Source organism: Gordonia amicalis NBRC 100051 = JCM 11271 (assembly GCF_000332995.1).
GTDB classification, from domain to species: Bacteria; Actinomycetota; Actinomycetes; order Mycobacteriales; family Mycobacteriaceae; genus Gordonia; species Gordonia amicalis.
Window position 1 is genome coordinate 1 of record NZ_BANS01000019.1, and the last position, 22696, is coordinate 22696.

Genomic DNA, 22696 nt, shown 5'->3' on the forward strand with positions numbered 1-22696 from the left:
CGCGGCGCGTCCTGACGCCCGTCCGGGTGGTCGCGGCGGTGCCGGCGGCGGCCGTGGCGGAGGCGCCGGCGGCGGCGGTTACCGCGGCGGACCCGGTGGCGGCGGCGCGCCCGGCGCACCCGCAGGTGGTGGCTTCCGCGGTCGTCCCGGTGGCGGCGGCGGTCGTGGCCGCGGTGGTGCAGCCGGTGCGTTCGGTCGTCCCGGCGGCGCCCCCCGCAAGGGTCGCAAGTCGAAGCGCGCAAAACGCGCCGAGTACGAGAGCATGCAAGCACCGGCCGTCGGTGGCGTCCGGCTGCCGCGCGGCAACGGCGAGATCATCCGTCTCGCACGTGGTGCCTCGCTCTCCGACTTCGCCGACAAGATCGACGCCAACCCGGCATCGCTGGTCCAGGCGCTGTTCAACCTCGGCGAGATGGTGACGGCGACCGAGTCGGTCAACGACGAGACGCTCGAGCTGCTGGGCTCGGAGATGAACTACCGCGTCCAGGTCGTCAGCCCGGAGGACGAGGACCGCGAGCTGCTCGGCAGCTTCGACCTCACCTATGGCGAGAACGAGGGCGGCGAGGAAGATCTCGAACAGCGCCCGCCGGTGGTCACCGTCATGGGCCACGTCGATCACGGTAAGACCCGACTGCTCGACACGATCCGTAAGGCCAACGTCCGCGAGGGCGAGGCCGGCGGTATCACGCAGCACATCGGTGCCTACCAGGTGAACACCCACCTCAACGGTGAGGATCGCCTGATCACCTTCATCGACACCCCGGGTCACGAGGCGTTCACCGCCATGCGTGCCCGTGGCGCCAAGGCGACCGACATCGCGATCCTCGTGGTCGCGGCCGACGACGGCGTCATGCCGCAGACGGTGGAAGCGGTCAACCACGCCCAGGCGGCCGACGTCCCGATCGTGGTCGCGGTGAACAAGATCGACAAGGAAGGCGCCGATCCGCAGAAGATCCGCGGACAGCTGACCGAGTACGGCCTGATCCCCGAGGAGTACGGCGGCGACGCCATGTTCGTCGACATCTCGGCCAAGCAGGGCGAGAACATCGACGCACTGCTCGAGGCCGTGTTGCTCACCGCGGACGCATCGCTCGACCTGCGTGCCAACCCGGACATGGACGCCCAGGGTGTCGCCATCGAGGCGCACCTCGACCGCGGCCGTGGCCCGGTGGCGACCGTGCTGGTCCAGCGCGGCACGCTCCGCGTCGGCGACTCGATCGTCGCCGGTGACGCCTACGGTCGTGTCCGTCGCATGGTCGACGAGCACGGCGAGGACGTCCCCGAGGCACTGCCGTCGCGTCCGGTCCAGGTCATCGGTTTCACCTCGGTCCCCGGTGCAGGTGACAACCTGCTCGTGGTCGAGGAGGACCGCATCGCCCGGCAGATCGCCGACCGTCGCAATGCGCGCAAGCGCAACGCGCTGGCCGCGCGCAGCCGCAAGCGGATCAGTCTGGAAGACCTGGATTCGGCTCTCAAGGAGACCAGCCAGCTCAACCTCATCCTCAAGGGTGACAACTCGGGTACGGTCGAGGCCCTCGAAGAGGCCCTGCTGGGCATCGAGATGGGCGACGAGGTGTCGCTGCGCATCATCGACCGCGGTGTCGGTGGTGTCACCGAGACCAACGTCAACCTGGCGGCGGCATCGGATGCGATCATCATCGGCTTCAACGTCCGCGCGGAGGGCAAGGCCACCGAGCTGGCCAACCGCGAGGGCGTCGACATCCGGTACTACTCGGTGATCTACCAGGCCATCGACGAGATCGAGAGCGCGCTCAAGGGCATGCTCAAGCCGATCTACGAAGAGGTGGAGCTCGGCCGCGCCGAGATCCGCGCCATCTTCAAGTCGTCGAAGGTCGGCAACATCGCCGGTTGCCTCGTCCAGTCGGGCATCATGCGCCGCAACGCGAAGGCGCGCCTGCTGCGTGACAATGTCGTGGTCGCCGAGAACCTCACCGTGTCGTCGCTCAAGCGCGAGAAGGACGATGCCACCGAGGTTCGCGAAGGTTACGAATGTGGTCTCACGCTGACCTACTCGGACATCAAGGTGGACGACGTGATCGAGACCTACGAGCTGCAGGAGAAGCCGCGCGACTGATGCGCGTGGGCTCCGAGCTCTCGTAAGACAACTCTCGACCCGCTGCCGTGCGCGTCGTCCCCGACGAGGGGACGGCGCGCACGGCACCGCTTACGGAAGGACTCCCGATGGCTGATCCAGCACGGGCACAGCGCCTGGCCAAGCGGATCTCGACGATCGTCGCCTCGGCGATCGCCTCCGAGATCAAGGACCCACGCCTGGCCTACGTGACGGTCACCGACACCCGCGTGACCAATGATCTGCACGACGCGACCGTCTACTACACGGTGATGGGCGAATCCATCGACGCCGAACCCGACTACGACGCCGCCGCGGCCGGACTGGCCAAGGCGACCGGCGTGCTGCGGTCCAAGGTCGGTGCCGGAACCGGCGTCCGCTTCACCCCGACCCTGCGTTTCGTCCTCGACACGGTGCCCGACGCGGCTCGTCAGATGGAGGAGCTCGTCGCACGCGCCCGCGCCAACGACGAACTCGTCGCACGGCGTCGGGCAGAGGCGTCACCGGCCGGTGACGCCGATCCCTACCGTTCGGCAGACGACGCCGGCGACGACGAGTGAACGCTTCGGCGAGTGCCGCGATCGCCGCGGAGCTGGCGACCGCGTCGGCGGTGACCATCTGCTGTCACGTCCGCCCGGATGCGGACACGATCGGCAGCGGTCTCGCACTGGGACTGGCCCTCGACCGGCGTGGCGTCGACGTCGAGGTGTCCTATCCCGGTGCCGAACAGCTACCGGCATCGCTCGGCGGTCTGCCCGGCAGCAAACTCCTGTGTTCACCGAACCAGGTGATCGGGCACCCGGTGGTGGTGTCGGTCGACGCTGCGAACCTCGAACGCCTCGACTCGCTGGGCGCCGTCTTCAGTGCGGCCGACACCTCGATCACCATCGACCATCACGCATCGAATCCCGGTTTCGGCGACCTCGATCTCATAGACCCGGCCGCCGACTGCACGTCGGTCCTCGTGCTCGACGTCCTCGACGAACTCGGGGTCGAACTCGACGCCGACATCGCCACCTGTATCTACGCCGGGCTGACCACCGACACCGGGTCGTTCCGCTGGGCCCGACCGCAGTCCTTCCGGATCGCGGCGCGCCTGTTGGAGACCGGCGTCGACGCACGCAAGTGGAGCCGCATCCTCTTCGATTCGCACCCGTTCGAGTGGTTCGCCATGATGTCGGACGTGCTGGCGTCGGCGAAGCTGGTCCCGTCGGCGTGCAACGGCGAGGGACTCGTCTACGCGATCGTCGACCAGCGGGCCCTCGCCGGAATGAGCTGGGAAGAGTCCGAGAGCGTCGTGGACACCATCCGGACCGCCCGTGACGCCGAGGTGGCCGCGGTGTTCAAAGAGAGCGCGCCCGGCGTCTGGACGGTGTCGCTGCGGTCCAAGGACGTCGTCGACCTCGTCCCGATCGCCCGCGCCCATGGCGGCGGCGGGCACCGGCAGGCGTCCGGTTACAGCGACACCGGCACCGCCGACGAGGTGGTCGCGAGATTGTTGGAGTCGCTCTGAGCGATGATGCGGGTGTCGCGCGGATCGCGACGCTGACCGTCTCGGCGCTCGCGGTCCTGATCGCACCACCGCTCTACCTGCTTCTCGACCTCGCGGTCGTCGGTCGTCTCGGCGGCGAGCAGCTCGCCGCACTCGGCGTCGGAACGCTGGTCCTCTCGATCGTCAGCACCCAGCTCACCTTCCTGTCGTACGGCACCACGGCCCGTGCGGCGCGCAGGTTCGGCGCGGGTGATCGGGCCGGTGCGGTGCACGAGGGCGTCCAGGCCAGCTGGATCGCGGTCGCCGTCGGTGTGGTGATCGTCGCGGTCGCCTATCCGCTCGCGCCCGTGGTCATGAGGTTGCTCGTCGGTGCGTCGTCGCCGGATTCGGCCGCGGTGGCCGCCGACGCCGCCCACTGGTTGCGGATCGCGATGTTCGGGGTGCCGCTGATCCTGCTGTCGATGGCCGGCAACGGCTGGATGCGCGGCGTGCAGGACACGCGCCGGCCGGTCTTCTACGTGGTCATCGGGCTGTCGCTCGCGGCGGTACTGGTCGCCGGCCTCGTGCACGGCATCGGACCGTTTCCGCGTCTCGGCCTTCCCGGTAGCGCCGTCGCGAACGTGATCGGGCAAGGGGTCACGGGCATGCTGTTCGCGGTGCGGGTGATCCCCGAGGCGTCCGGGGAGTCGCAGGGATTCCGACCGGACCGTCCGATCATCGTCGCCCAGTTCGCGATGGCACGCGATCTGATCGTGCGCAGTCTCTCGTTCCAGATCTGTTTCGTCTCGGCCGCCGCGGTGGCCGCCCGGTTCGGCGTCGCACAGGTCGCGGCCCATCAGCTCGTGCTGCAGCTCTGGGAGTTCATGGCGCTGTTCCTCGACTCGGTCGCGATCGCCGCCCAGGCACTCGTCGGTGCCGCGCTCGGCGGTGGTCGCCTGACGATCGCCGACGCCGTGGCCCGCCGCGTGACCGGGGTGTCGGTGGTCGCCGCGACCGCGATGGCCGCCGTTTTCGCCGCCGGTGCGTCGCTCATCCCGCGCATCTTCACCACCGACGACGCCGTGCTCGACGCCATCGGGGTGCCCTGGTGGTTCTTCGTCGGCATGCTGCCGATCGCCGGGGTGGTCTTCGCGCTCGACGGCGTGCTCCTCGGCAGTGGCGACGCCGCCTTCCTGCGCACCGCGACACTGACCGGTGCGCTCGTCGGGTTCCTGCCGTTGATCTGGCTGTCGCTGATCTTCGACTGGGGCCTGGCCGGCGTGTGGTCCGGCCTGGTGGTCTTCACGGTCATCCGGCTCGCGACCGTCGTGTGGCGTATCCGTTCCGGCCGGTGGCGGCAGGCGGGGGTCGTACCCGCCTGACCTGGCCTCGTCCCCGGTCAGCGCTGATCGTCGCCGGGACGCCCGATCTGGGTGGTGCGGAACGACGGGTCGTCGGGACGCCGTGGGGGCTGAGCGAGCGGTGGCGGTGACACGGGATACCGTTCGGTCTCCCGCTGGTCGATCTGATGGGCCTGGGTCCGGTACAGCTGGGTGGCGCGGTGGTCCTCGACGCTCGCCGCGGCCGCGGGTGCGCCTGCCGCCCGGGGTCTCCGCGTGGCGAGGCCGATGCCGTCGCATGCCCACAGGATCAGGATCGCCGCGAGCACGAACGCGATCTCGAACGTCACCACGCCCACGTGGTAACCGAGGGGTAGAGTGCCCCCGCTCGTGAGGTCCGCGCCGAAGTCGGGCTGATGGAAGTAGATCGCCCACGTCCCCAGGGAGAGCACCCCGGCCGCCGGGATCACGCCCAGCCAGGTGGCTGCCGACTGTCGCCGGGCGATGGACCAGACGATGACGACGCCGCTGTCGAACAGGGCGATGTTCGCCATCGCCGCCGCGTCGAGTACCCGTGTATTCCAGTCGGCGATCACGGACGAGTCGAGATAGAAGGGGAGGATCGCGACTCGTTCCAGGGCCAGGAGGAGCAGTCCCACGGACAGCACGAGCGCAAGGCGCAGACCGCTGCGCGTCCACGCCGCGGTGATCAGCAGGAACACGAGCGGCACGACTGCCGACGCGCCGAATCGAGCCCAGGAGTCGGTGCCCGCCGAATCCAGGGCGTAGAGCGACATCACGAGGGCGACGGTGAACGCGACGAGGATCGCGGTACTCACCAGCGCCTGCACCCACCAGGGTCCTCGATTGCCTATCACCGTTCGATCGTCCCACGTGAGACCGCCCCCGGCACGGGGTGATCACGACCTCTGGCACGATGGATCCTCGTGGCAACTTTGTGGGCGATCAGCGATCTGCACGTCGCCCATCGGGGCAACGAGCACATCATCGACGACATCCGGCCGACATCGCCGGAGGACTGGCTCATCGTGGCCGGTGACGTCGCCGAACGCACCGACGACATCGTCGACACCCTCCGCCGCCTGCGGACCCGTTTCCACACCGTCATCTGGGTCCCGGGCAATCACGAGCTGTACACCACGGCCAAGGACCCGCTGCAGGTGTTCGGTGTCGCCCGGTACGACTATCTGGTGCAGGCGTGCCGCGACATCGGCGTGGTGACCCCCGAGGACATCTATCCGCTGTTCGATCCCGGTGACGGCGGCGACCCGGTCCGCGTCGTCCCGATGTTCCTGCTGTACGACTACACGTTCCGGCCGGAGGGCACGGCCAACAAGCTCACCGCGCTGGCGCTGGCGCGCGAACGCAACGTGGTGGCGACCGACGAGTTCCTGCTCTCGCCCGAGCCGTTCCCGACCCGCGACGCATGGGGCCGGGCACGCATCGAGATCACCCGCCGCCGGTTGCAGGCGCTCGACCCGTCGGAGAAGACGGTCCTGATCAACCACTGGCCGTTGCGCCGCGAACCGTGTGATGCGCTCATCTACCCGGAGTTCGCGCTGTGGTGCGGCAGCGAGCTGACCGCCGAATGGCACACCGAGTTCAACGCCGCGTGCTGCGTGTACGGGCACCTGCACATCCCGCGGACCACCTGGTATGACGGCATCCGGTTCGAGGAGGTGTCCGTCGGCTATCCGCGTGAGTGGAAGCGACGCGGCCTGCCGAATCCGTTGATGCGCAACATCGTGCCCGGTGACGGTCTCGGCGAGACCGATCTGCCCGAGCACGGGGTGCGCTTCGACCTGCCGCCCGACTATGCCGAGCGGGCCGCGGAATTCCGGGCGCGTGTGGAGCAGCGGCAGGCAGAGCGCCGGACCCGGCAGGTGGAACGGCAAGCACGAAAGGACGACCGGTGATCGAACAACTCCTTCCATCCGGGGTCGCCTCGGCGGAGGCGTTCGACGATCCGCCCGGGCTGACCCCGATGCCCGCCGAGCAGGCGCTCATCGGCAAGGCCGTCGAGAAGCGTCGCCGCGAGTTCACCACCGTCCGTCACTGTGCGCGGCAGGCGCTGGCGGAGCTGGGTTACGAGCCGGTGCCGATCCTCAAGGGGGACAAAGGCGCTCCGATCTGGCCGGCCGGGATCGTGGGCAGTCTCACGCACTGCGACGGCTACCGCGCGGCGATCGTCGCCCACTCGATGGGGGTGCGATCCCTCGGCATGGACGCCGAACCGCACGACGCGTTGCCCGACGGCGTGCTCGAGCACACCAGCCTGCCCGCCGAACGTGAGGTCCTGGCGACCCGTCCGTCCGGCCTGCACTGGGACCGGCTGCTGTTCTGCGCCAAGGAGGCCACCTACAAGGCGTGGTTCCCGATCACCAAGCGGTGGTTGGGTTTCGAGGACGCCCTGATCACCTTCGAACAGACCGCGGAGACGTCCGGGACGTTCATCTCCCGCATCCTCATCGACCCGGCCGCGGCCGACGGCGGCGCGCCGGTGCTCGAGTTCCACGGCCGTTGGCTCGTCGAGCGGGGCATCATCACCACGACGATCGCGATGGTCTGAATGGCCGACGCAACCATCGAGAAGGCCGGTCTGCTCATCGTGGACAAGCAGGCCGGGATCACCAGCCACGACGTCGTCTCGCGGTGCCGCAAGATCTTCGACACCCGCCGGGTCGGCCACGCCGGCACCCTCGACCCGATGGCCACCGGCGTCCTCGTCGTCGGGATCGAGAGGGCGACAAAGCTTCTCGGTCTGCTGTCGCTGACCACCAAGTCCTACACCGCGACCATCCGCCTCGGTGCCTCGACCACCACGGACGACCGCGAGGGCGAGATCCTCACCACCGCGGACGCCTCCGGTGTCAGCGACGACGAGATCGCCTCGGCCGTCGCCGATCTCACCGGCGACATCCAGCAGGTTCCGGCGAAGGTCTCGGCGATCAAGGTCGACGGCCGGCGCGCGCATGCGCTCGTCCGCACCGGCGCCGAGTTCGACCTGCAGGCCCGGCCGGTCACCGTGTCACGATTCGACGTCCTGGCCACGCGGCGTGCGGGGGACACCGACAACGACACCGCGGGCGTCGTGGATCTCGATGTCGCGGTGGACTGTTCGTCGGGCACCTACATCCGGTCGCTCGCACGCGATCTCGGTGCCGCCCTCGGCGTCGGTGGGCACCTGACCGCGTTGCGCCGTACCGCCGTGGGGCCCTTCACCCTCGAACACGCCCGCACGCTCGACGAGGTCCGCGAGGACGGCCGCGTCAGCCTCGACATCGACGAGGCGGTGAAGCTGTCCTTTCCCCGCCGCGACATCAGCGACGACGAGGCCGAATCCATCAGCCAGGGACGATGGCTCGAGCCGATCGGCATGAAGGGCGTCTACGTCGTCGTCGACCCGCACGAGCAGGCCATCGCGCTCATCCAGGAGAAGGGCCGCCGGGCGAGTTCGGTGATGGTGGTGCGTCCGGCCACCCTGCGCTAGCGCGGGACGACGAAGATCGCGCGCGCGGCGATGTCGCCGAGGTCGATCGGCGTCGCGTCGTCGAGGGACACCGAGATGGTGCCGGCGAAGGGCCGCTTCTCGGCGACGGTGACGACACGGTCGAGGGCCACGCCGACCTCGTCGAAGTAGCGGAGCATCTCCGGGTCGGTGTCGGAGATGCGGGCGATGCATCCCGACGCCCCGACCTCGAGGTCGGCGAGCAGTGCCGCGGCGGGCGTGGGGATCGAACCGTCGAGTGCGGGGATCGGGTCGCCGTGCGGATCCCGGTCGGGGAAGCCGAGTTTCGCGTCGAGCCGGGCCATCAGCCGATCCGAGACGGCGTGCTCGAGGATCTCGGCCTCGTCGTGCACCTCGTCCCAGCGGTATCCGAGTTCGCGGACGAGGAAGGTCTCGAGGAGACGGTGGCGCCGCACCATCAGGATCGCCGCCTCGCGGCCCTCGTCGGTCAGCGTCACCGCGCCGTAGGGCTCATGGGAGACCAGGCCCTGATCGGCGAGTTTGCGGATGGCCTCCGAGGCCGTCGACGGGGACACTCCGAGGGACTGGGCCAGCAGCTTGGTCGTGACCTTGACGTCTTCCCACTCCTGGCTGGTCCAGATGACCTTCAGATAGTCCTGGGTGACCTGTGACAGTTCGGTCACCGGACGGTCTGATCCCCTGGGCATGGGTATGAGCTTAGCGTCACCTTGTCTGCTCGCCGACATCTCGTCGTCGACACCCCGTCCGTTCGTAGGCGTGTGGCGGTGGTGGTTTGGAACTGGTGCTCCCCGTAGGCTGGTCGCGTGTTGCGATGGCGAGGTCTTGATGACATCCCCGCGGACTGGGGACGGTGCGTGGTCACCATCGGTGTCTTCGACGGTGTGCACCGTGGGCATGCCGAACTGATCCATGCCGCCACCAAGGCGGCCGAAGAGCACGGGGTGCCGTCCGTGCTGATGACCTTCGACCCGCATCCGTCGGAGGTCGTGCGGCCGGGATCCCATCCGCCGCAACTGACCACGCTGACGCGACGGGCGGAGCTGGCCGAGGAACTGGGGATCGACGTCTTCTGCGTCATGCCGTTCACGCCGGAACTCGCCGCGCGCTCGCCCAAGGACTTCGCCCACGACATCCTCGTGGAGACACTGCATGCCGCCGACGTCGTGGTGGGGGACAACTTCACCTTCGGGCGCAAGGCCGCCGGCGACGTCGCGAAACTGACCGAGCTGGGTGCCAAGTTCGGCTTCGAGGTGCAGGCCATCTCACTGTTCGGCGAACAAGCGGTGACCTACTCGTCGACCTACATCCGTTCCTGCGTCGCGGCCGGTGACATGGACCGCGCCGCCGAGGCGCTCGGCCGCCCGCACCGGGTGGAGGGTGTCGTGGTGCGTGGGGACGGCCGGGGACGTGATCTCGGGTACCCGACCGCGAATGTCGCGCCGCCGATGTACGCCGCGATCCCCGCCGACGGCGTGTATGCCGCGTGGTTCACGATCCTGGGCGTGGGACCGGCCGTCGGTGAGGTGCTGCCGGGGGAGCGGTACCAGGCGGCGGTGTCGGTGGGCACCAACCCGACCTTCTCCGGGCGCACCCGCACCGTCGAGGCCTTCGTCCTGGACAAGAACGCCGACCTCTACGGCCAGCACGTGGCCGTGGACTTCGTGCACCGCATCCGCGGCATGGTCCAGTTCGACGGGATCGACGACCTCGTCACCGCCATGGGCGACGACGTGACGAAGACCAGGGAGATCCTGGCGGCGGCCGAGACGCCGTGAGTGCACCGCGCACAGGTGGCGCGCAGACCTCGGCGGTCGCCGCGGCCCTCGCGTCGGTCGTGCTGGGCCTGGTGGTCGTGGCCGCCACCTTCATGGAGTGGGTCGACCTCGGTTCGGTGGGGCTCGCACCGCTCAACCCGAACGGTTTCGGGATTCACAACGGGCACTACGCGCAGGCACTCGGAACGCAGCTGACGCTGGGGTGGTTCACCACCGCACTCGGCCTTCTCATCATCGTCGGTGGTCTCCTGGCCCTGTTCGCCGTCGTGCGTCGGGTGGGGGCGCCTCATCCGGGTTTCGCCCTGGTCGCCGGGGCCGGTGTGGGCGTCGTCGTCCTGGCCGGTGCGGTACCCGTGCGGCCTCTCGGTCTGACGCTGCCGCTGGGCCAGATCGGGGCGACGTCGGCGGCCGCCGACGTCGGTGAACCGACCGCCGGGTTGTTCCTGATGCTCGCCGCCGCTCTGACCTCGGTCGTCCTCGGCCTGGTCGGTGTGTCGCTCACCGGTCGCGAATCCGCCGGAGTGGCCCGTCGCCTCCTCGCGATCACGATCGTCGTCGGCGCCCTCATCGGCGTCATCGCGGTCGCGCTGGTGTGGTGGTGGCTCGGCCGCGATGCGGCCCTGAGCATCCACGGATTTGGGTCCGCACCGGGGCTACAGGTAGCCTGATCAGTCGGTGTTGCTGCAGTCCGCGGTGGCACACCAGTAGTTCTTCCAGACGCGGCACTGAGAAACAGGAGTATCTCCATGGCATTGACTGCCGAGCAGAAGAAGGAAATCCTCACCGAATACGGTCTGCACGAGACCGACACCGGTTCGCCCGAGGCCCAGGTCGCGCTGCTGACCAAGCGTATCGTCGACCTGACCGAGCACCTCAAGCAGCACAAGCACGACCACCACAGCCGCCGCGGTCTGCTGCTGCTCGTCGGCCGTCGTCGTCGCCTGCTGAAGTACGTCGCCAAGGTCGACATCAACCGCTACCGCTCGCTCATCGAGCGTCTCGGCCTGCGTCGCTGATCGCGGACCCGCGCGGAACAGACTTGCCGACCGGCCACCTCCCATCGGGGAGGTGGCCGGTTTCGTCTGTCTGCGGGCTCGTCATATTGAGGTATTGACAGCACGCGGTGATAGGCTGACAGACGGATCGTTGCCGTGAACTGATGGCAGTGCGTGACGACGAGCCAGATCGGTCCTCGGTAGTGGCCGCCGGAGCAAAGGTTCCGGCCGCTTCGATCGAAGGCCGTCTGAGCACTCAACCGGGCGCGAACACGTCGCGCCATTCACCCGCTGCCGTGTTTTCTCGGCGCGTTCTGGGTCGGTCCGATCCGCGCGTGCGATGAGTTCGACAGCACGACTGCACCGGCATCGGTGCACGCTGCGCACCTCGCGATGACCACCCTCAACCGCACAAGCGGCCATGTCTGCGTGGCCGCGCATCATGACGGCCGCTTACGGCAGCCGCTACGAAGGGATTCCACCCCACATGACAGATGTGACCACCACCGAAGACTTCACCGACGAGTACGACGACGCGATCACCGAGGCCACCGCGATCATCGACAACGGGAGCTTCGGCACCCGCACGATCCGGTTCGAGACCGGACGTCTTGCCCTGCAGGCCGCCGGTTCGGTGACCGCCTACCTCGACGACGAGAACATGCTGCTCTCGACCACCACGGCGTCGAAGCACCCGAAGGAGCACTTCGACTTCTTCCCGCTGACCGTGGACGTCGAGGAGCGGATGTACGCCGCCGGCCGCATCCCCGGGTCGTTCTTCCGTCGCGAGGGTCGTCCGTCGACCGACGCGATCCTGACCTGCCGCCTGATCGACCGCCCGCTGCGCCCGTCCTTCGTCGACGGTCTCCGCAACGAGATCCAGGTCGTCGTGACCGTGCTGTCGCTCAACCCGGACGACCTCTACGACGTCGTGGCCATCAACGCCGCGTCGGCGTCGACCCAGCTCGCGGGTCTGCCGTTCTCCGGCCCGGTGGGTGGCGTGCGCGTTGCGCTCATCCCGACCGAGGAGAACAAGGCCGGTCAGTGGGTCGCGTTCCCGACCGTCGAGCAGCTCGAAGGCGCCGTGTTCGACATGGTCGTCGCGGGCCGCATCGTGAGCGGTGAAGGCGACACCGCCGACGTCGCGATCATGATGGTCGAGGCCGAGGCGACCGACAACGTCATCGACCTGATCGCCGGTGGCGCGCAGGCCCCGACCGAGGCCATCGTCGCCGAGGGCCTCGAGGCCGCCAAGCCGTTCATCGCCCGTCTGTGCGAGGCGCAGAAGTCGCTGGCCGCGGCCGCTGCCAAGGACACCGGCGAGTTCCCGCTGTACCCGCCGTACCAGGACGACGTCTACGAGGCCGTCGCCGCCGCCGGCACCGAGCGCCTCGCGGAGATCCTGACGATCGCGGGCAAGCAGGAGCGCGACGACAAGACCGACGAGCTCAAGGCCGACATCCTCGCCCAGCTCGGCGAGCAGTTCGAGGGTCGTGAGAAGGAGATCGGCGGCGCCTACCGTTCGCTGACCAAGAAGCTGGTGCGCCAGCGCATCCTGACCGACCACTTCCGCATCGACGGTCGCGGCATCACCGACATCCGTGCACTCTCCGCCGAGGTCGGCGTGATCCCGCGCGCCCACGGCAGTGCGCTGTTCGAGCGTGGCGAGACCCAGATCATGGGCGTCACCACCCTCGACATGGTCAAGATGGCGCAGCAGGTCGACTCGCTCGGACCCGAGACGTCCAAGCGGTACATGCACCACTACAACTTCCCGCCGTACTCGACCGGTGAGACCGGCCGCGTCGGTTCGCCCAAGCGTCGCGAGATCGGCCACGGAGCGCTCGCCGAGCGTGCCCTGATGCCGGTGCTCCCGAGCGTCGAGGACTTCCCGTACGCGATCCGTCAGGTCTCGGAGGCGTTGGGCTCCAACGGTTCCACCTCGATGGGTTCGGTCTGCGCCTCGACCATGTCGCTGCTGAATGCCGGTGTGCCGCTGCGCGCCCCGGTCGCCGGCATCGCGATGGGCCTCGTGTCCGACACCGTCGACGGCGAAACCCGTTACGTCGCACTGACCGACATCCTCGGCGCCGAAGACGCCTTCGGCGACATGGACTTCAAGGTCGCGGGCACCAAGGACTTCGTGACCGCCCTGCAGCTCGACACCAAGCTCGACGGCATCCCCTCGCCGGTGCTCGCGGGTGCGCTCAGCCAGGCCAAGGACGCCCGGCTGACCATCCTCGACGTCATGGCCGAGGCCATCGACGAGCCCGACGAGATGAGCCCGTTCGCGCCGCGGATCACCACCATCAAGATCCCGATGGACAAGATCGGCGAACTGATCGGCCCCAAGGGCAAGACGATCAACGGCATCACCGAGGAGACCGGCGCCAACATCTCCATCGAGGACGACGGCACCGTGTTCGTCGGCGCCTCGGATGGCGTCAAGGCGCAGGCGGCGATCGACCGCATCAACGCGATCGCCAACCCGCAGCTGCCCAAGGTCGGCGAGCGTTTCCTCGGCACTGTCGTCAAGACCACCGCGTTCGGTGCGTTCGTGTCGCTGCTGCCGGGTCGCGACGGCCTGGTGCACATCTCGAAGCTCGGTAAGGGCAAGCGCGTCAACAAGGTCGAGGACGTCGTGAACGTGGGCTCCAAGCTCCGCGTGGAGATCGCCGACATCGACGAGCGCGGCAAGATCAGCCTCGTCCCGGTCGACGACGACGCCGACAAGGCCGAGGCCGCGGCTGCCGAAGCGGCCACCGCCGACGCCTGAGCTGTTCTGATCGAACCCACACCGGGCCCGTCGTCCATCACGGACGGCGGGCCCGGTGTCGTCTTCGACTCTCGGCCGCACCCGCCTATCATCTTCAGGGATGAACGGTCCGTCCGACCAGTTGACCGTCGCACACCGCCGCGACGCGCAGCGCACACCTTCCGCGCGAACCGTCGCGGATCTGCTGCGGACCGCACCGGTGATCGGGCGGGCCGACATGACCGTGCGGCAGGCCGCGGTGCTGATGACCGAACGCGGTCAGGATTACGTGGTGATCCCGTTGTCCGACGCCGGACAAGGACCGGGCGGACACGGGCCGGGGAGCCACGGGCTGCTCACCGACGCCGACATCCGGGCGCGGGTCGTCGGGGCCGGACGAAGCATCGACACCCCGGTGGGTGAGGTCATCGACGGTCCGGCGTTCGTCGTCGACTCCCGGACGGCGCCGGTCGACGCCCTCACCGAACTCGTCGACCGCGACCTCACGGTCATCCCGGTCTGCGATGCCGCCGGGGCGGTGCTCGGTGTCGTCGGCGCCGGGGACTTCGTCGCCGACCCTGCAGGCGCGAGTATGCCGCTGCGCGAACAGATCTCGCGGTCGCAGACGGTCGGGGAACTTCAGGAGCACGCCCGTCGGCTACCGCAGCTGGTCGCCGATCTCGTGCGACGGGACCGGCCGGCACACGAGGTCACCCGGGTCGCATCGCTCATCGTCGACGCCATCGTGGTGCGGGGCCTGGCATTGGTCGTCGATCCGCATCCCGGCGTCGATCCCACTGCCTACACGTGGTTGTCGCTCGGCAGCAACGCGCGCCGGGAACCGGTGCTGAGTTCCGATGTCGACTCGGCGGTGGTGTTCGACGACGCTCTCGGCAGTTCCGACCTCGACGCCCATCGCACGGCGTTCGAGAAGCTGGACGACCTGCTCCGCGGTGCCGGGCTGACCGTCGACACCAATGGGGCCGTCGCATCGAAGCCGCTGTTCTCGCGGACCCGCGGCCAGTGGCAGGCGGCGGCGCGCGGCTGGATCGAGGAGCCGCTGGCGAACAAGGGGATGATCTTCACCTCGCTGATCCTCGACGGCCGGCCCCTGTCTGCGTCGCGTCGGGAACTGTCCGGTTCACGTCGGGAATCGCCCACGCCGACACCGGGAGTCGAGATGATCGGCGCACTGCGTGCCGATCCGCGCACCATGCGTCTACTGCTGGCGGAGTCGTTGTCGACCAAGGCGCGGCTGCGGTCGATGCGCGATGTCCTGACGCGGCGCGGCGGGACCCTCGACCTCAAGACCCATGCGCTGACTCCGCTGATCAACATCGCCCGGTGGGCGGCACTGAGCGTCGAATCCACCGAGGTGAACACGCGGGCACGGCTGCAGGCCGCCGCGGGCAGTGCATTGTTGCCGACCGGCGATGCGGCGACCCTGATGGAGGTGTTCGACGTCCTGCAGCGGGTGCGGTTGCGGTACCAGGTGGCGCAGTTCGATCAGGGTGAGACGCCGACCGACGTCCTTGAGATGAAGAGGCTGTCTCCGCTCGACCGGAGCCTGGTGGCCCAGGCGGTGCGGGAGATCGCCGGCGTCCAGCGCAGAATGGCCGGTATGAGCCACTACCAGGTGAACTGAGATGCCATGTGCCTGATCCTCTTCGCGTGGAATGCGCATCCCGAGCATCGTCTGATCGTCGCGGCCAACCGCGACGAGTATCACCGGCGACGCACGTATGCGCTGTCCCGATGGGATGACCTGCCGATCATGGCCGGACGCGCGCTGGCCGGCGGCACCTGGTTGGGTGTCTCCGCGGAGGTGCCCGGCCGTGTGGCGATGGTGACGAACGTGCGGGTCGGTCCACCGGAACGCGCGGGCGTCCGTTCACGTGGGCAGCTGCCGGTGGACTTTCTCGGCGGTGGCGACGACCCGAAGGTGTTCGCCGACCGCGTCGTCGAACAGTCCGCCGACTACGACCCGGTGAACCTGCTCGTCGGTGACACCGGGACCAACGGGGACGCCGATGACCTCTGGTGGGTGACGAACCGACCGCACCCGCACGCCGAACGGGTCGCCGACGGTGTGCACGGCGTGTCCAACGGTGCGCTCGACAACGACTGGCCGAAGGTCGTCGACGGCACTGCTGCGCTGCGCGACCTGATCGCCGGCGGTGCCTCCGACGAGGACTACTTCGCGATGCTGGCCGACCAGGACCGGCCCGATCCGGTGCGTCTGCCCGACACCGGTGTCGGACCCGAGTTCGAGGCGGCCCTGTCGTCGAAGTTCATCAACATCCCGGGGTACGGCACCAGGGCGTCGACCGTGCTGCGCATCGGCTACGACGGCCACGGCGAGATCACCGAACGCCGCTACGGGTGGCGCGGGAAGCGGCGAGGGACCACCACGCTCCGGTTTTGAACTGCGCTCCGGTTCTGAACTAGTTGTGTGCGAACGGCATAGCCGCGACCGGTAGGCCGAGGGCCTCGCCGACCTCGGCGGTGAACAGCTCGCCGTCATGGGTGCTCAACCCGGACGCGAGAGCTGGATCAACCGCGCAGGCCGTCTCCCAACCCTGATCTGCCAGACGCAAGACGTAGGGGAGGGTCGCGCCGGTCAGCGCCTGTGTCGACGTGCGCGCGACCGTGCCCGGCATGTTGGCCACGCAGTAGAAGGTGGTGTCGTGCACGGCGAAGGTCGGTTCGGCGTGCGTCGTCGGGTGCGAGTCCTCGAAGCAGCCGCCCTGGTCGATGGCGATGTCGACGAGGACCGTGCCGGGCTTCATCTCTGCGACAAGGCTGTTGGACACCAGGACCGGTGCCTTCGCGCCGGGGACGAGGACGGCGCCGATGACGAGGTCGGCGTTCTTCACCGCCTCGTCGAGCGCGAGCCGGGTGCTGTAGCGCGTGTGGACGCGGCCGCCGAAGCGGGCGTCGATCGCGCGGAGTTTGGCGATGTCGAGGTCGAAGACGCTGACCTGCGCGCCCATGCCCACCGCGATGGTCGCGGCATTGACACCGCTGACCCCACCGCCGAGGATGACGACCTCGGCGGGCTCGGTGCCGGGGACACCGCCCATGAGGGCGCCGCGACCGCCCTCGGACTTCATCAGGTGATAGGCACCGACCTGTGGTGCGAGACATCCGGCGACCTCACTCATCGGGGCGAGAAGGGGAAGTGCGCCGTCGGCGGTGCGGACCATCTCGTAGGCGATGGACGTGGTGCCGGAGGCGAGCAGGGCCGAGGTGCACTCCTCGCCCGCTGCCAGATGGAGGTAGGTGAAGATCGTCTGGCCCGCCCGCAGCAGGCCGAACTCCGAGGCGATCGGTTCCTTGACCTTGAGCAGCAGGTCGGCCTGCTCCCAGACCTCGGCGGCAGTACCGAGGATCTGCGCGCCGGCGGCCTTGTAATCGTTGTCGGTGATCGCCGAACCCTCTCCGGCGCCCGCCTGGATGATCACGTCGTGCCCGCGATGGTGCAGTTCGGCGACGCCGGCCGGGGTGATGGCGACGCGGTACTCGTGGTTCTTGATCTCGGTGGGGACGCCGACGCGCATGATGCTCACTCTCGTCTCGAAGTTTGTACTGATAACCTGCTTTCAGGGTGAAGGAACTTCGGACGTGTCACAATGTGCGCGAGGAAGATTCTCGGCGGACCGAAAATCGTGAAGATGGTTCAGATCAGGAGGCTGAGATGCCCGCCACTCCGAAGGATGTTCAGCCCGGCGACCTCGACGCAACCGACCGCGAACTGCTGAAGCTCCTGCAGTCCGACGCCCGCATGCCCAACAGTGAGCTGGCCCAACGCGTCGGGATCGCTGCGTCGACGTGTCACGGCCGCATGCGCAGGCTCGTCGACCTCGGTGTCATCCGTGGATTCTTCGCCGACGTCGACCCGGCCGCCGTCGGCCGCCCGTTGCGCGCGATGGTCGCGGTCAGTCTCCAATCCGATGCGCGTGGTCAGATCCGACGATTCGTCGGTGAGATCGCCGCCTACGACGAGGTGATCGACGTGTTCTTCCTCGCCGGTGCCGACGACTACATGCTCCACGTGGCCACCGCCGACACCGAGGCGCTGCGCCAGTTCGTCGAGCGGCTCAACGGTCGACGCGAGGTCGCGGGTACCACCACGTCGCTGGTCTTCGAGCATCGTCGCGGCGATGCGCCGATCTACTGAGCAGGTGGTCGCCACTAGACTGGGCCCGTTGGCACGTCGAGATCGAAGAGGGTGGACATGAGCGGTATCAAGGTGGGCGTCCTGGGTAGCCAGGGCAAGGTCGGGCAGGCGATCGTCACGGCGGTCGAAAAGGCCGACGACCTCACCTACACCGTGGGCGTCGACAAGGGCGACTCGCTGGAGTTCTTCTCCAACACCGACACCGAGGTGGTCGTCGACTTCACCCACCCCGACGTCGTCATGGACAACCTGAAGTTCCTCATCGCCAACGGGATTCATGCTGTCGTCGGCACCACCGGCTTCACCGAGGAACGTCTCGAGACCATCCGCGGCTGGCTCGCCGAGAACCCGAAGGTCGGCGTGCTGATCGCCCCGAACTTCGCCATCGGCGCGGTGCTGTCGATGCGGTTCGCCGCGCAGGCCGCCAAGTACTACGACTCGGTGGAGGTCGTCGAACTCCACCATCCGCACAAGGCCGACGCACCGTCGGGCACCGCCTACCGCACCGCCGCACTGATCGGCCGCGCACGCGCCGAGGCCGGCGTGGGACCGAGTCCCGACGCCACCACCGAAGAACTCGACGGCGCGCGTGGGGCGGTGGTCGACGGTGTGCACGTCCACTCGGTGCGCCTGGCCGGCCTCGTCGCCCACCAGGAAGTGCTGCTGGGCACAGAGGGCGAGACCCTCACCATCCGCCACGACTCCCTCGACCGGTCGTCGTTCGCGCCCGGTGTGCTCCTCGGGGTGCGCAGCATCGCCGACCGTCCGGGTCTGACCATCGGGCTCGAAGAACTGATGGACCTCTGATCCCCATGGTCGATGACGGCACGCACGACGAGGGCACCCACACCGGCGACACCGAGGGTGGCGCGCCGCAGCTGGGTCCGAAGAAGAAGGACGCCCGGCCGATCGTCTGGATGATCGGCTTCCTCGTCGTGGCGCTGGTCGTCTACTTCGTGCTTCTCGGCTGGCGCGGGTTCCAGCTGATCGCCACGGGGACCGCCGCGGGAATCGGGCTGGGGCTCGGTGTCATCGCACTGCCGCTCATCGGCGCCTGGCTGATCTACGCGACGCTGCGGGCGGGTCTGGAACACCAGAAGCTCGCGGCGATCATGGCCGAGGAAGGCCGCGAACTCGACATCTCGAACCGGCCGCACCGCGCGTCGGGCCGCATGGAACGCGACGCCGCCGACGAATTGTTCGCGCAGGTCAAGGCCGAGTGGGAAGCCGACCCGAACGACTGGCGCAACACCTACCGCATCGCCCGCGCCTACGACTACGCCGGCGACCGCCCCCGCGCCCGCGCGATGATGAAACGCGCGGTCGCACAGTTCCACGGGCGTGAGCAGTAGCGGAGTCTTATCCGACAGTGTGGGAGGACAGATGAACGATCGCCAGATGAACGACCCGGGACCCTGGCTCGACGAGGCCGCCCGGCTGTGGGCCGATCATCTGGCGAACGCCGGACCCGAGAGGCTGCGCGACGCAAGTGGTTGCGCGGGATGGACCAATAGGGACCTGATCAACCACCTCATCGGCGGCGGCTACCGCTACTCGATGCTGCTCGAGGGTGCGAGCACCGCCGACACTCTCTCGACGCGCGACGTCGACTACCTCGAGGCCGGTGATCCGATCGCTGAATTCTGGCGTAGTGAGAACGCCTTCCGTGCCGCCGTCGGCTCCGCCGACCTCGACGTCGATGTCGATCATCGCGCCGGGCGCCGACCGGGCCGTCAGCTCCTGGTGATGCGGATCATGGAGCTGGCGTTGCATTCCCACGATCTGTGCGTCGGCATCGATGCGGAGTGGGAACCGTCGGACGGGCTCGTCGGCTTCCTGCTCACCGACGCCGCGCCCGTCATCGAGGAGCTACGTGCGGCCGGACTGTTCGAGGCGCCGATCGAGCCGGCGTCGGAGAGTGCCGCAGACCGGTTGCTCGCGTTTGCAGGGAGGTCCTGATGGCGGACAAGAGGCTACTGATCGTTCACCACACGCCGTCGCCCCACTGCCAGGAGATGTTCGAGGCTGTGGTGTCGGGTGCCACCGACCCGGAGATCGAGGGCGTCGAGGTGGTACGTCGAGCCGCTCTCGCGGTAACCGCGAGCGACTTCCTCGAGGCCGACGGCTACATCCTCGGCACCCCCGCCAACCTCGGATACATCAGCGGCGCACTGAAACATGCGTTCGACGTCAGTTACTACCAGATCCTCGACTCGACGCAGGGACGCCCGTTCGGTGCGTACTTCCACGGGAACCAGGGGACCGAGGGGGCCGAGAAGGCAGTCGACGCCATCACCACCGGGCTCGGGTGGGTGAAATCGGCTGAGTACGTGGTGGTCTCGGAGAAACCGACCAAAGGCGACCGCGAGGCGTGCTGGGAACTGGGTGCGACGGTCGCGGCTGGGTTGATGGGTTGACCGTGGTACTTCGGTCGGCGGCAGGCACGGCGACATTGTCGGAGTCAGTGGGCTACGAAATCTCCCGCCGGGTCATGCGCCGATGGCGACAGTGTTCCGCGGAACGCTCATGAAGCGTTGACCTGCGGAATTGTCGGTGGTCGGCGGTAGCTTGTTCGTATATCTGTTCGAACTGGCTGGGGGGTCTCGGTGTCTGTTGCTGTGTTGCGTTCTGAAGGTGTCGCGTCGATGTTCGATGGGGCGGATCCGTCGTCATTGCCGGATGGGGTGCTCGAGGTTCGGGTGCTGGGTTACGCCGCGCAGATCACGGCGTTGACTGCGGAGTTCCTCGATCTGGTAGCCGAGTTGGATGAGCGGGAGTCGTGGCGAGGGCCGGGGATTCATTCATTGGCGCACTGGTTGTCGTGGAAGGCGGGGATTTCGCAGCGGACGGCGCATGAGCAGGTACGGGTGGCCAAATCGTTGCGGGAGTTGCCGGTAGTCCGGCAAGCGTTCGGTGAGGGGCGGTTGACGTATTCGAAGGTGCGGGCGTTGACGCGGGTGGCGACTCCGTTGCGGGAGCAGGAGTTGGTGAATCTGGCGTTGTCGTGCACGGCGTCGCAGGTGGAGAAGGCGGTGCGGGCGATGCGTCAGATCGATCGCGGGCACAACGAGGACGGGGAACTCGTGGCGCCGACGGAGTCGTGGGGTCGGTGGAAGTGGAATCTCGACGGTTCGTTGTCGGTGTCGATGACCCTGTCGCCTCTGGACGGCGCACGTTTCCTCGCCGGGGCGGTGCGTGCTGAGTACGAACGGACCCGCACGGCTGAAGATTCGGACCTGCCGAGTGTTCCGCGGAACACTTCGGGTGAGCTGGAGACAGAGTCCGGTGAACGAGATTCGGAGGGAAAGCCGACGAATCGTCGGGATCTTTGGCGGCAGGTGCCGTCGAATCTGGCGCCGGCGGTGGTGGCGATGGCGGACATGGTGCATGACGGGATCGCGATGCCCGATCTTGCGCCGGGTGCGGAGATCTTGATCCATGCCGGTGATGGGGTGGAACACGCGCATCTCGATGACGGTCCGGCGGTGTCGGAGGCCGAGCTCGAGGAGGCTCGGTGTGGGGCGGTGACGCGGGAGGCGTTGTCTGCCAGGGTTCCTGGTGGTCCGGGGAAGTTGGCGTTGTTGGGGTTGGGTCGCAAGCGGCGAACTCCGAACAAGGCTCTGATCAGGGCGTTGTTCCTGCGGGATCGGTGCTGTCAGACGCCGGGGTGTGAACGCACACGGCATCTGCACGCGCATCATGTGGTGTTCTGGTCGGCCGGTGGGGAGACCGAGTTGGACAACCTGATTTTGTTGTGTGGAAGCTGTCACCGTGCGTTGCATCGTGGTGAGTTCAGTATCACCGGTCATGGGTCGCAACGGTTTTCGTTCCACGGGCCGGGTGGTTCGGTGATCGAGGTGAGCCCACCGACGCGTGCGCTAGGAGAGTGGTTGCCCGATGGGCGAATCGCGGCTGACGCGACGGTGCCTGTGGGTGGCGGCAAGCTCGACCTCGGGTATGCGACCGAGGTGATCTACGCGGTGTGGGAGTGGAAGGAACGTAACGCAAGCCAGGTGTCCGCCGCGGCCTGACGTCCGGCAGACCCACCACTTTTCGGCAGAATCACCACCCTCGGGGGTGCTGGGTTTGCTGAAAACGGGTGGTTCTGCGGCTATTTGGCGGTCAGCTTGATGACCGGCAGCTGCCGGTCGGTCTTCTCCTGATAGCCGGCGAACCGCTCGTTCTTGCTGATCTGCTTCCAGGCCTGTGCGCGTTCGTCGCCGTGGAGTTGCTCGGCGCGGACCTGGACGGTCTTGCCGTCCACCTCGATCCGCGCCTTGTCGGGATGCGCCTTGAGGTTGTGATACCAGCCGGGGTTGTTGGCGGCACCGTTCGCCGAGGCCACGATCAGCCAGCTGCCGTCGGGTCCGGGGAACCAGGCGAGCGGGTTGGCCCGCTCCTGTCCACTCTTGCGGCCGACGGTCGTCAGCACGAGGGCGTTCATGCCGCCGAACTGCCCCTTCCGGCGGATCATCGGGGCGACAATCTTGTTCACGACGCGAACGAACGGTCCCTTCGGCGACCGGCCGCCGCGTGTACCCACCGAGGTCTCGAAGCTCATCGTCGTCTCTCCTTTG

Annotated in this window: 23 protein-coding genes; 19 read left to right on the plus strand and 4 right to left on the minus strand. The window is 68.1% G+C overall.

Features of this window, described 5'->3' with window-relative positions; translation table 11 throughout:
* The 4 genes from infB to GOAMI_RS10195 all read left to right on the plus strand — a co-directional run.
* A partial coding sequence (infB, locus tag GOAMI_RS10175; RefSeq protein ID WP_006436408.1) for a translation initiation factor IF-2 occupies positions 1–2095 on the plus strand: 2095 nt, incomplete at its 5' end.
* A gap of 107 nt (positions 2096–2202) precedes the next feature.
* Positions 2203–2652 (plus strand): 30S ribosome-binding factor RbfA, encoded by a 450-nt coding sequence (rbfA, locus tag GOAMI_RS10180; RefSeq protein ID WP_006436409.1) that lies wholly within the window; start codon positions 2203–2205, stop codon positions 2650–2652.
* Complete coding sequence (locus tag GOAMI_RS10185) at positions 2649–3605, plus strand: DHH family phosphoesterase (RefSeq protein ID WP_006436410.1); 957 nt, start codon at positions 2649–2651, stop codon at positions 3603–3605. The genes rbfA and GOAMI_RS10185 overlap by 4 nt, the downstream gene beginning before the upstream one ends.
* Positions 3587–4945, plus strand: a complete 1359-nt coding sequence (locus GOAMI_RS10195) for an MATE family efflux transporter (RefSeq protein ID WP_182156157.1) — start codon at positions 3587–3589, stop codon at positions 4943–4945. The genes GOAMI_RS10185 and GOAMI_RS10195 overlap by 19 nt, the downstream gene beginning before the upstream one ends.
* Before the next feature lie 17 nt (positions 4946–4962).
* Here GOAMI_RS10195 and GOAMI_RS10200 read toward each other — a convergent pair whose 3' ends face one another.
* A complete protein-coding gene (locus GOAMI_RS10200) occupies positions 4963–5781 on the minus strand; it encodes a hypothetical protein (RefSeq protein ID WP_081598226.1) in 819 nt (272 codons plus the stop codon).
* 69 nt (positions 5782–5850) lie between these two features.
* On the opposite strand from GOAMI_RS10200, the gene GOAMI_RS10205 reads away from it, so the two are divergent.
* From GOAMI_RS10205 to truB, 3 genes are read left to right on the plus strand one after another with little or no spacing between them, the layout of a single operon-like run.
* The gene (locus tag GOAMI_RS10205; RefSeq protein WP_006436413.1) at positions 5851–6840 is read left to right on the plus strand and encodes a metallophosphoesterase family protein; all 990 of its coding nucleotides are present in this window, start codon (positions 5851–5853) and stop codon (positions 6838–6840) included.
* Positions 6837–7493: a 4'-phosphopantetheinyl transferase family protein gene (locus tag GOAMI_RS10210; protein ID WP_006436414.1), complete on the plus strand. Its 657-nt coding sequence runs from the start codon at positions 6837–6839 to the stop codon at positions 7491–7493. Before GOAMI_RS10205 ends, GOAMI_RS10210 begins: the two co-directional genes overlap by 4 nt.
* On the plus strand, positions 7494–8414 hold the full coding sequence (gene truB, locus GOAMI_RS10215; RefSeq protein WP_006436415.1) for a tRNA pseudouridine(55) synthase TruB: 921 nt from the start codon (positions 7494–7496) through the stop codon (positions 8412–8414).
* On the opposite strand, the gene GOAMI_RS10220 is transcribed toward truB, so the two are convergent.
* On the minus strand, positions 8411–9100 hold the full coding sequence (locus tag GOAMI_RS10220) for a metal-dependent transcriptional regulator (RefSeq protein ID WP_006436416.1): 690 nt from the start codon (positions 9098–9100) through the stop codon (positions 8411–8413). The genes truB and GOAMI_RS10220 overlap by 4 nt on opposite strands.
* Before the next feature lie 117 nt (positions 9101–9217).
* On the opposite strand from GOAMI_RS10220, the gene GOAMI_RS10225 reads away from it, so the two are divergent.
* The 6 genes from GOAMI_RS10225 to GOAMI_RS10250 all read left to right on the plus strand — a co-directional run bounded on the left by GOAMI_RS10225 (position 9218) and on the right by GOAMI_RS10250 (position 16364).
* Entirely contained in the window at positions 9218–10189 is a 972-nt protein-coding gene (locus GOAMI_RS10225) for a bifunctional riboflavin kinase/FAD synthetase (RefSeq protein WP_006436417.1), read from the plus strand.
* Complete coding sequence (locus tag GOAMI_RS10230; protein ID WP_006436418.1) at positions 10186–10857, plus strand: hypothetical protein; 672 nt, start codon at positions 10186–10188, stop codon at positions 10855–10857. The genes GOAMI_RS10225 and GOAMI_RS10230 overlap by 4 nt, the downstream gene beginning before the upstream one ends.
* Before the next feature lie 78 nt (positions 10858–10935).
* Complete coding sequence (gene rpsO / locus GOAMI_RS10235; RefSeq protein WP_006436419.1) at positions 10936–11205, plus strand: 30S ribosomal protein S15; 270 nt, start codon at positions 10936–10938, stop codon at positions 11203–11205.
* Positions 11206–11671: 466 nt separating this feature from the next.
* Complete coding sequence (locus GOAMI_RS10240; RefSeq protein ID WP_006436420.1) at positions 11672–13960, plus strand: polyribonucleotide nucleotidyltransferase; 2289 nt, start codon at positions 11672–11674, stop codon at positions 13958–13960.
* Positions 13961–14060: 100 nt separating this feature from the next.
* On the plus strand, positions 14061–15584 hold the full coding sequence (locus GOAMI_RS10245; protein WP_006436421.1) for a putative nucleotidyltransferase substrate binding domain-containing protein: 1524 nt from the start codon (positions 14061–14063) through the stop codon (positions 15582–15584).
* A 6-nt stretch (positions 15585–15590) separates the two neighbouring features.
* Entirely contained in the window at positions 15591–16364 is a 774-nt protein-coding gene (locus GOAMI_RS10250; RefSeq protein ID WP_006436422.1) for an NRDE family protein, read from the plus strand.
* Positions 16365–16383: 19 nt separating this feature from the next.
* Here the strand turns inward: GOAMI_RS10250 and ald are convergent, their stop codons facing one another.
* Positions 16384–17499, minus strand: coding sequence for an alanine dehydrogenase (gene ald / locus GOAMI_RS10255; protein WP_006436423.1), 1116 nt, complete (start codon positions 17497–17499; stop codon positions 16384–16386).
* Positions 17500–17636: 137 nt separating this feature from the next.
* On the opposite strand from ald, the gene GOAMI_RS10260 reads away from it, so the two are divergent.
* The 6 genes from GOAMI_RS10260 to GOAMI_RS10285 all read left to right on the plus strand — a co-directional run bounded on the left by GOAMI_RS10260 (position 17637) and on the right by GOAMI_RS10285 (position 22150).
* The gene (locus GOAMI_RS10260) at positions 17637–18119 is read left to right on the plus strand and encodes an Lrp/AsnC family transcriptional regulator (RefSeq protein ID WP_006436424.1); all 483 of its coding nucleotides are present in this window, start codon (positions 17637–17639) and stop codon (positions 18117–18119) included.
* A gap of 57 nt (positions 18120–18176) precedes the next feature.
* Complete coding sequence (gene dapB / locus GOAMI_RS10265) at positions 18177–18926, plus strand: 4-hydroxy-tetrahydrodipicolinate reductase (protein WP_006436425.1); 750 nt, start codon at positions 18177–18179, stop codon at positions 18924–18926.
* A gap of 5 nt (positions 18927–18931) precedes the next feature.
* Positions 18932–19471, plus strand: coding sequence for a hypothetical protein (locus tag GOAMI_RS10270; protein ID WP_006436426.1), 540 nt, complete (start codon positions 18932–18934; stop codon positions 19469–19471).
* Positions 19472–19502: 31 nt separating this feature from the next.
* Positions 19503–20078: a maleylpyruvate isomerase N-terminal domain-containing protein gene (locus GOAMI_RS10275; RefSeq protein WP_006436427.1), complete on the plus strand. Its 576-nt coding sequence runs from the start codon at positions 19503–19505 to the stop codon at positions 20076–20078.
* Complete coding sequence (locus GOAMI_RS10280; protein WP_006436428.1) at positions 20078–20536, plus strand: flavodoxin family protein; 459 nt, start codon at positions 20078–20080, stop codon at positions 20534–20536. The genes GOAMI_RS10275 and GOAMI_RS10280 overlap by 1 nt, the downstream gene beginning before the upstream one ends.
* A gap of 228 nt (positions 20537–20764) precedes the next feature.
* A complete protein-coding gene (locus GOAMI_RS10285) occupies positions 20765–22150 on the plus strand; it encodes an HNH endonuclease (RefSeq protein WP_006436429.1) in 1386 nt (461 codons plus the stop codon).
* Between the two features lie 80 nt (positions 22151–22230).
* Here GOAMI_RS10285 and GOAMI_RS10290 read toward each other — a convergent pair whose 3' ends face one another.
* On the minus strand, positions 22231–22680 hold the full coding sequence (locus GOAMI_RS10290) for a nitroreductase/quinone reductase family protein (RefSeq protein ID WP_006436430.1): 450 nt from the start codon (positions 22678–22680) through the stop codon (positions 22231–22233).
* Positions 22681–22696: the final 16 nt, after the last annotated feature.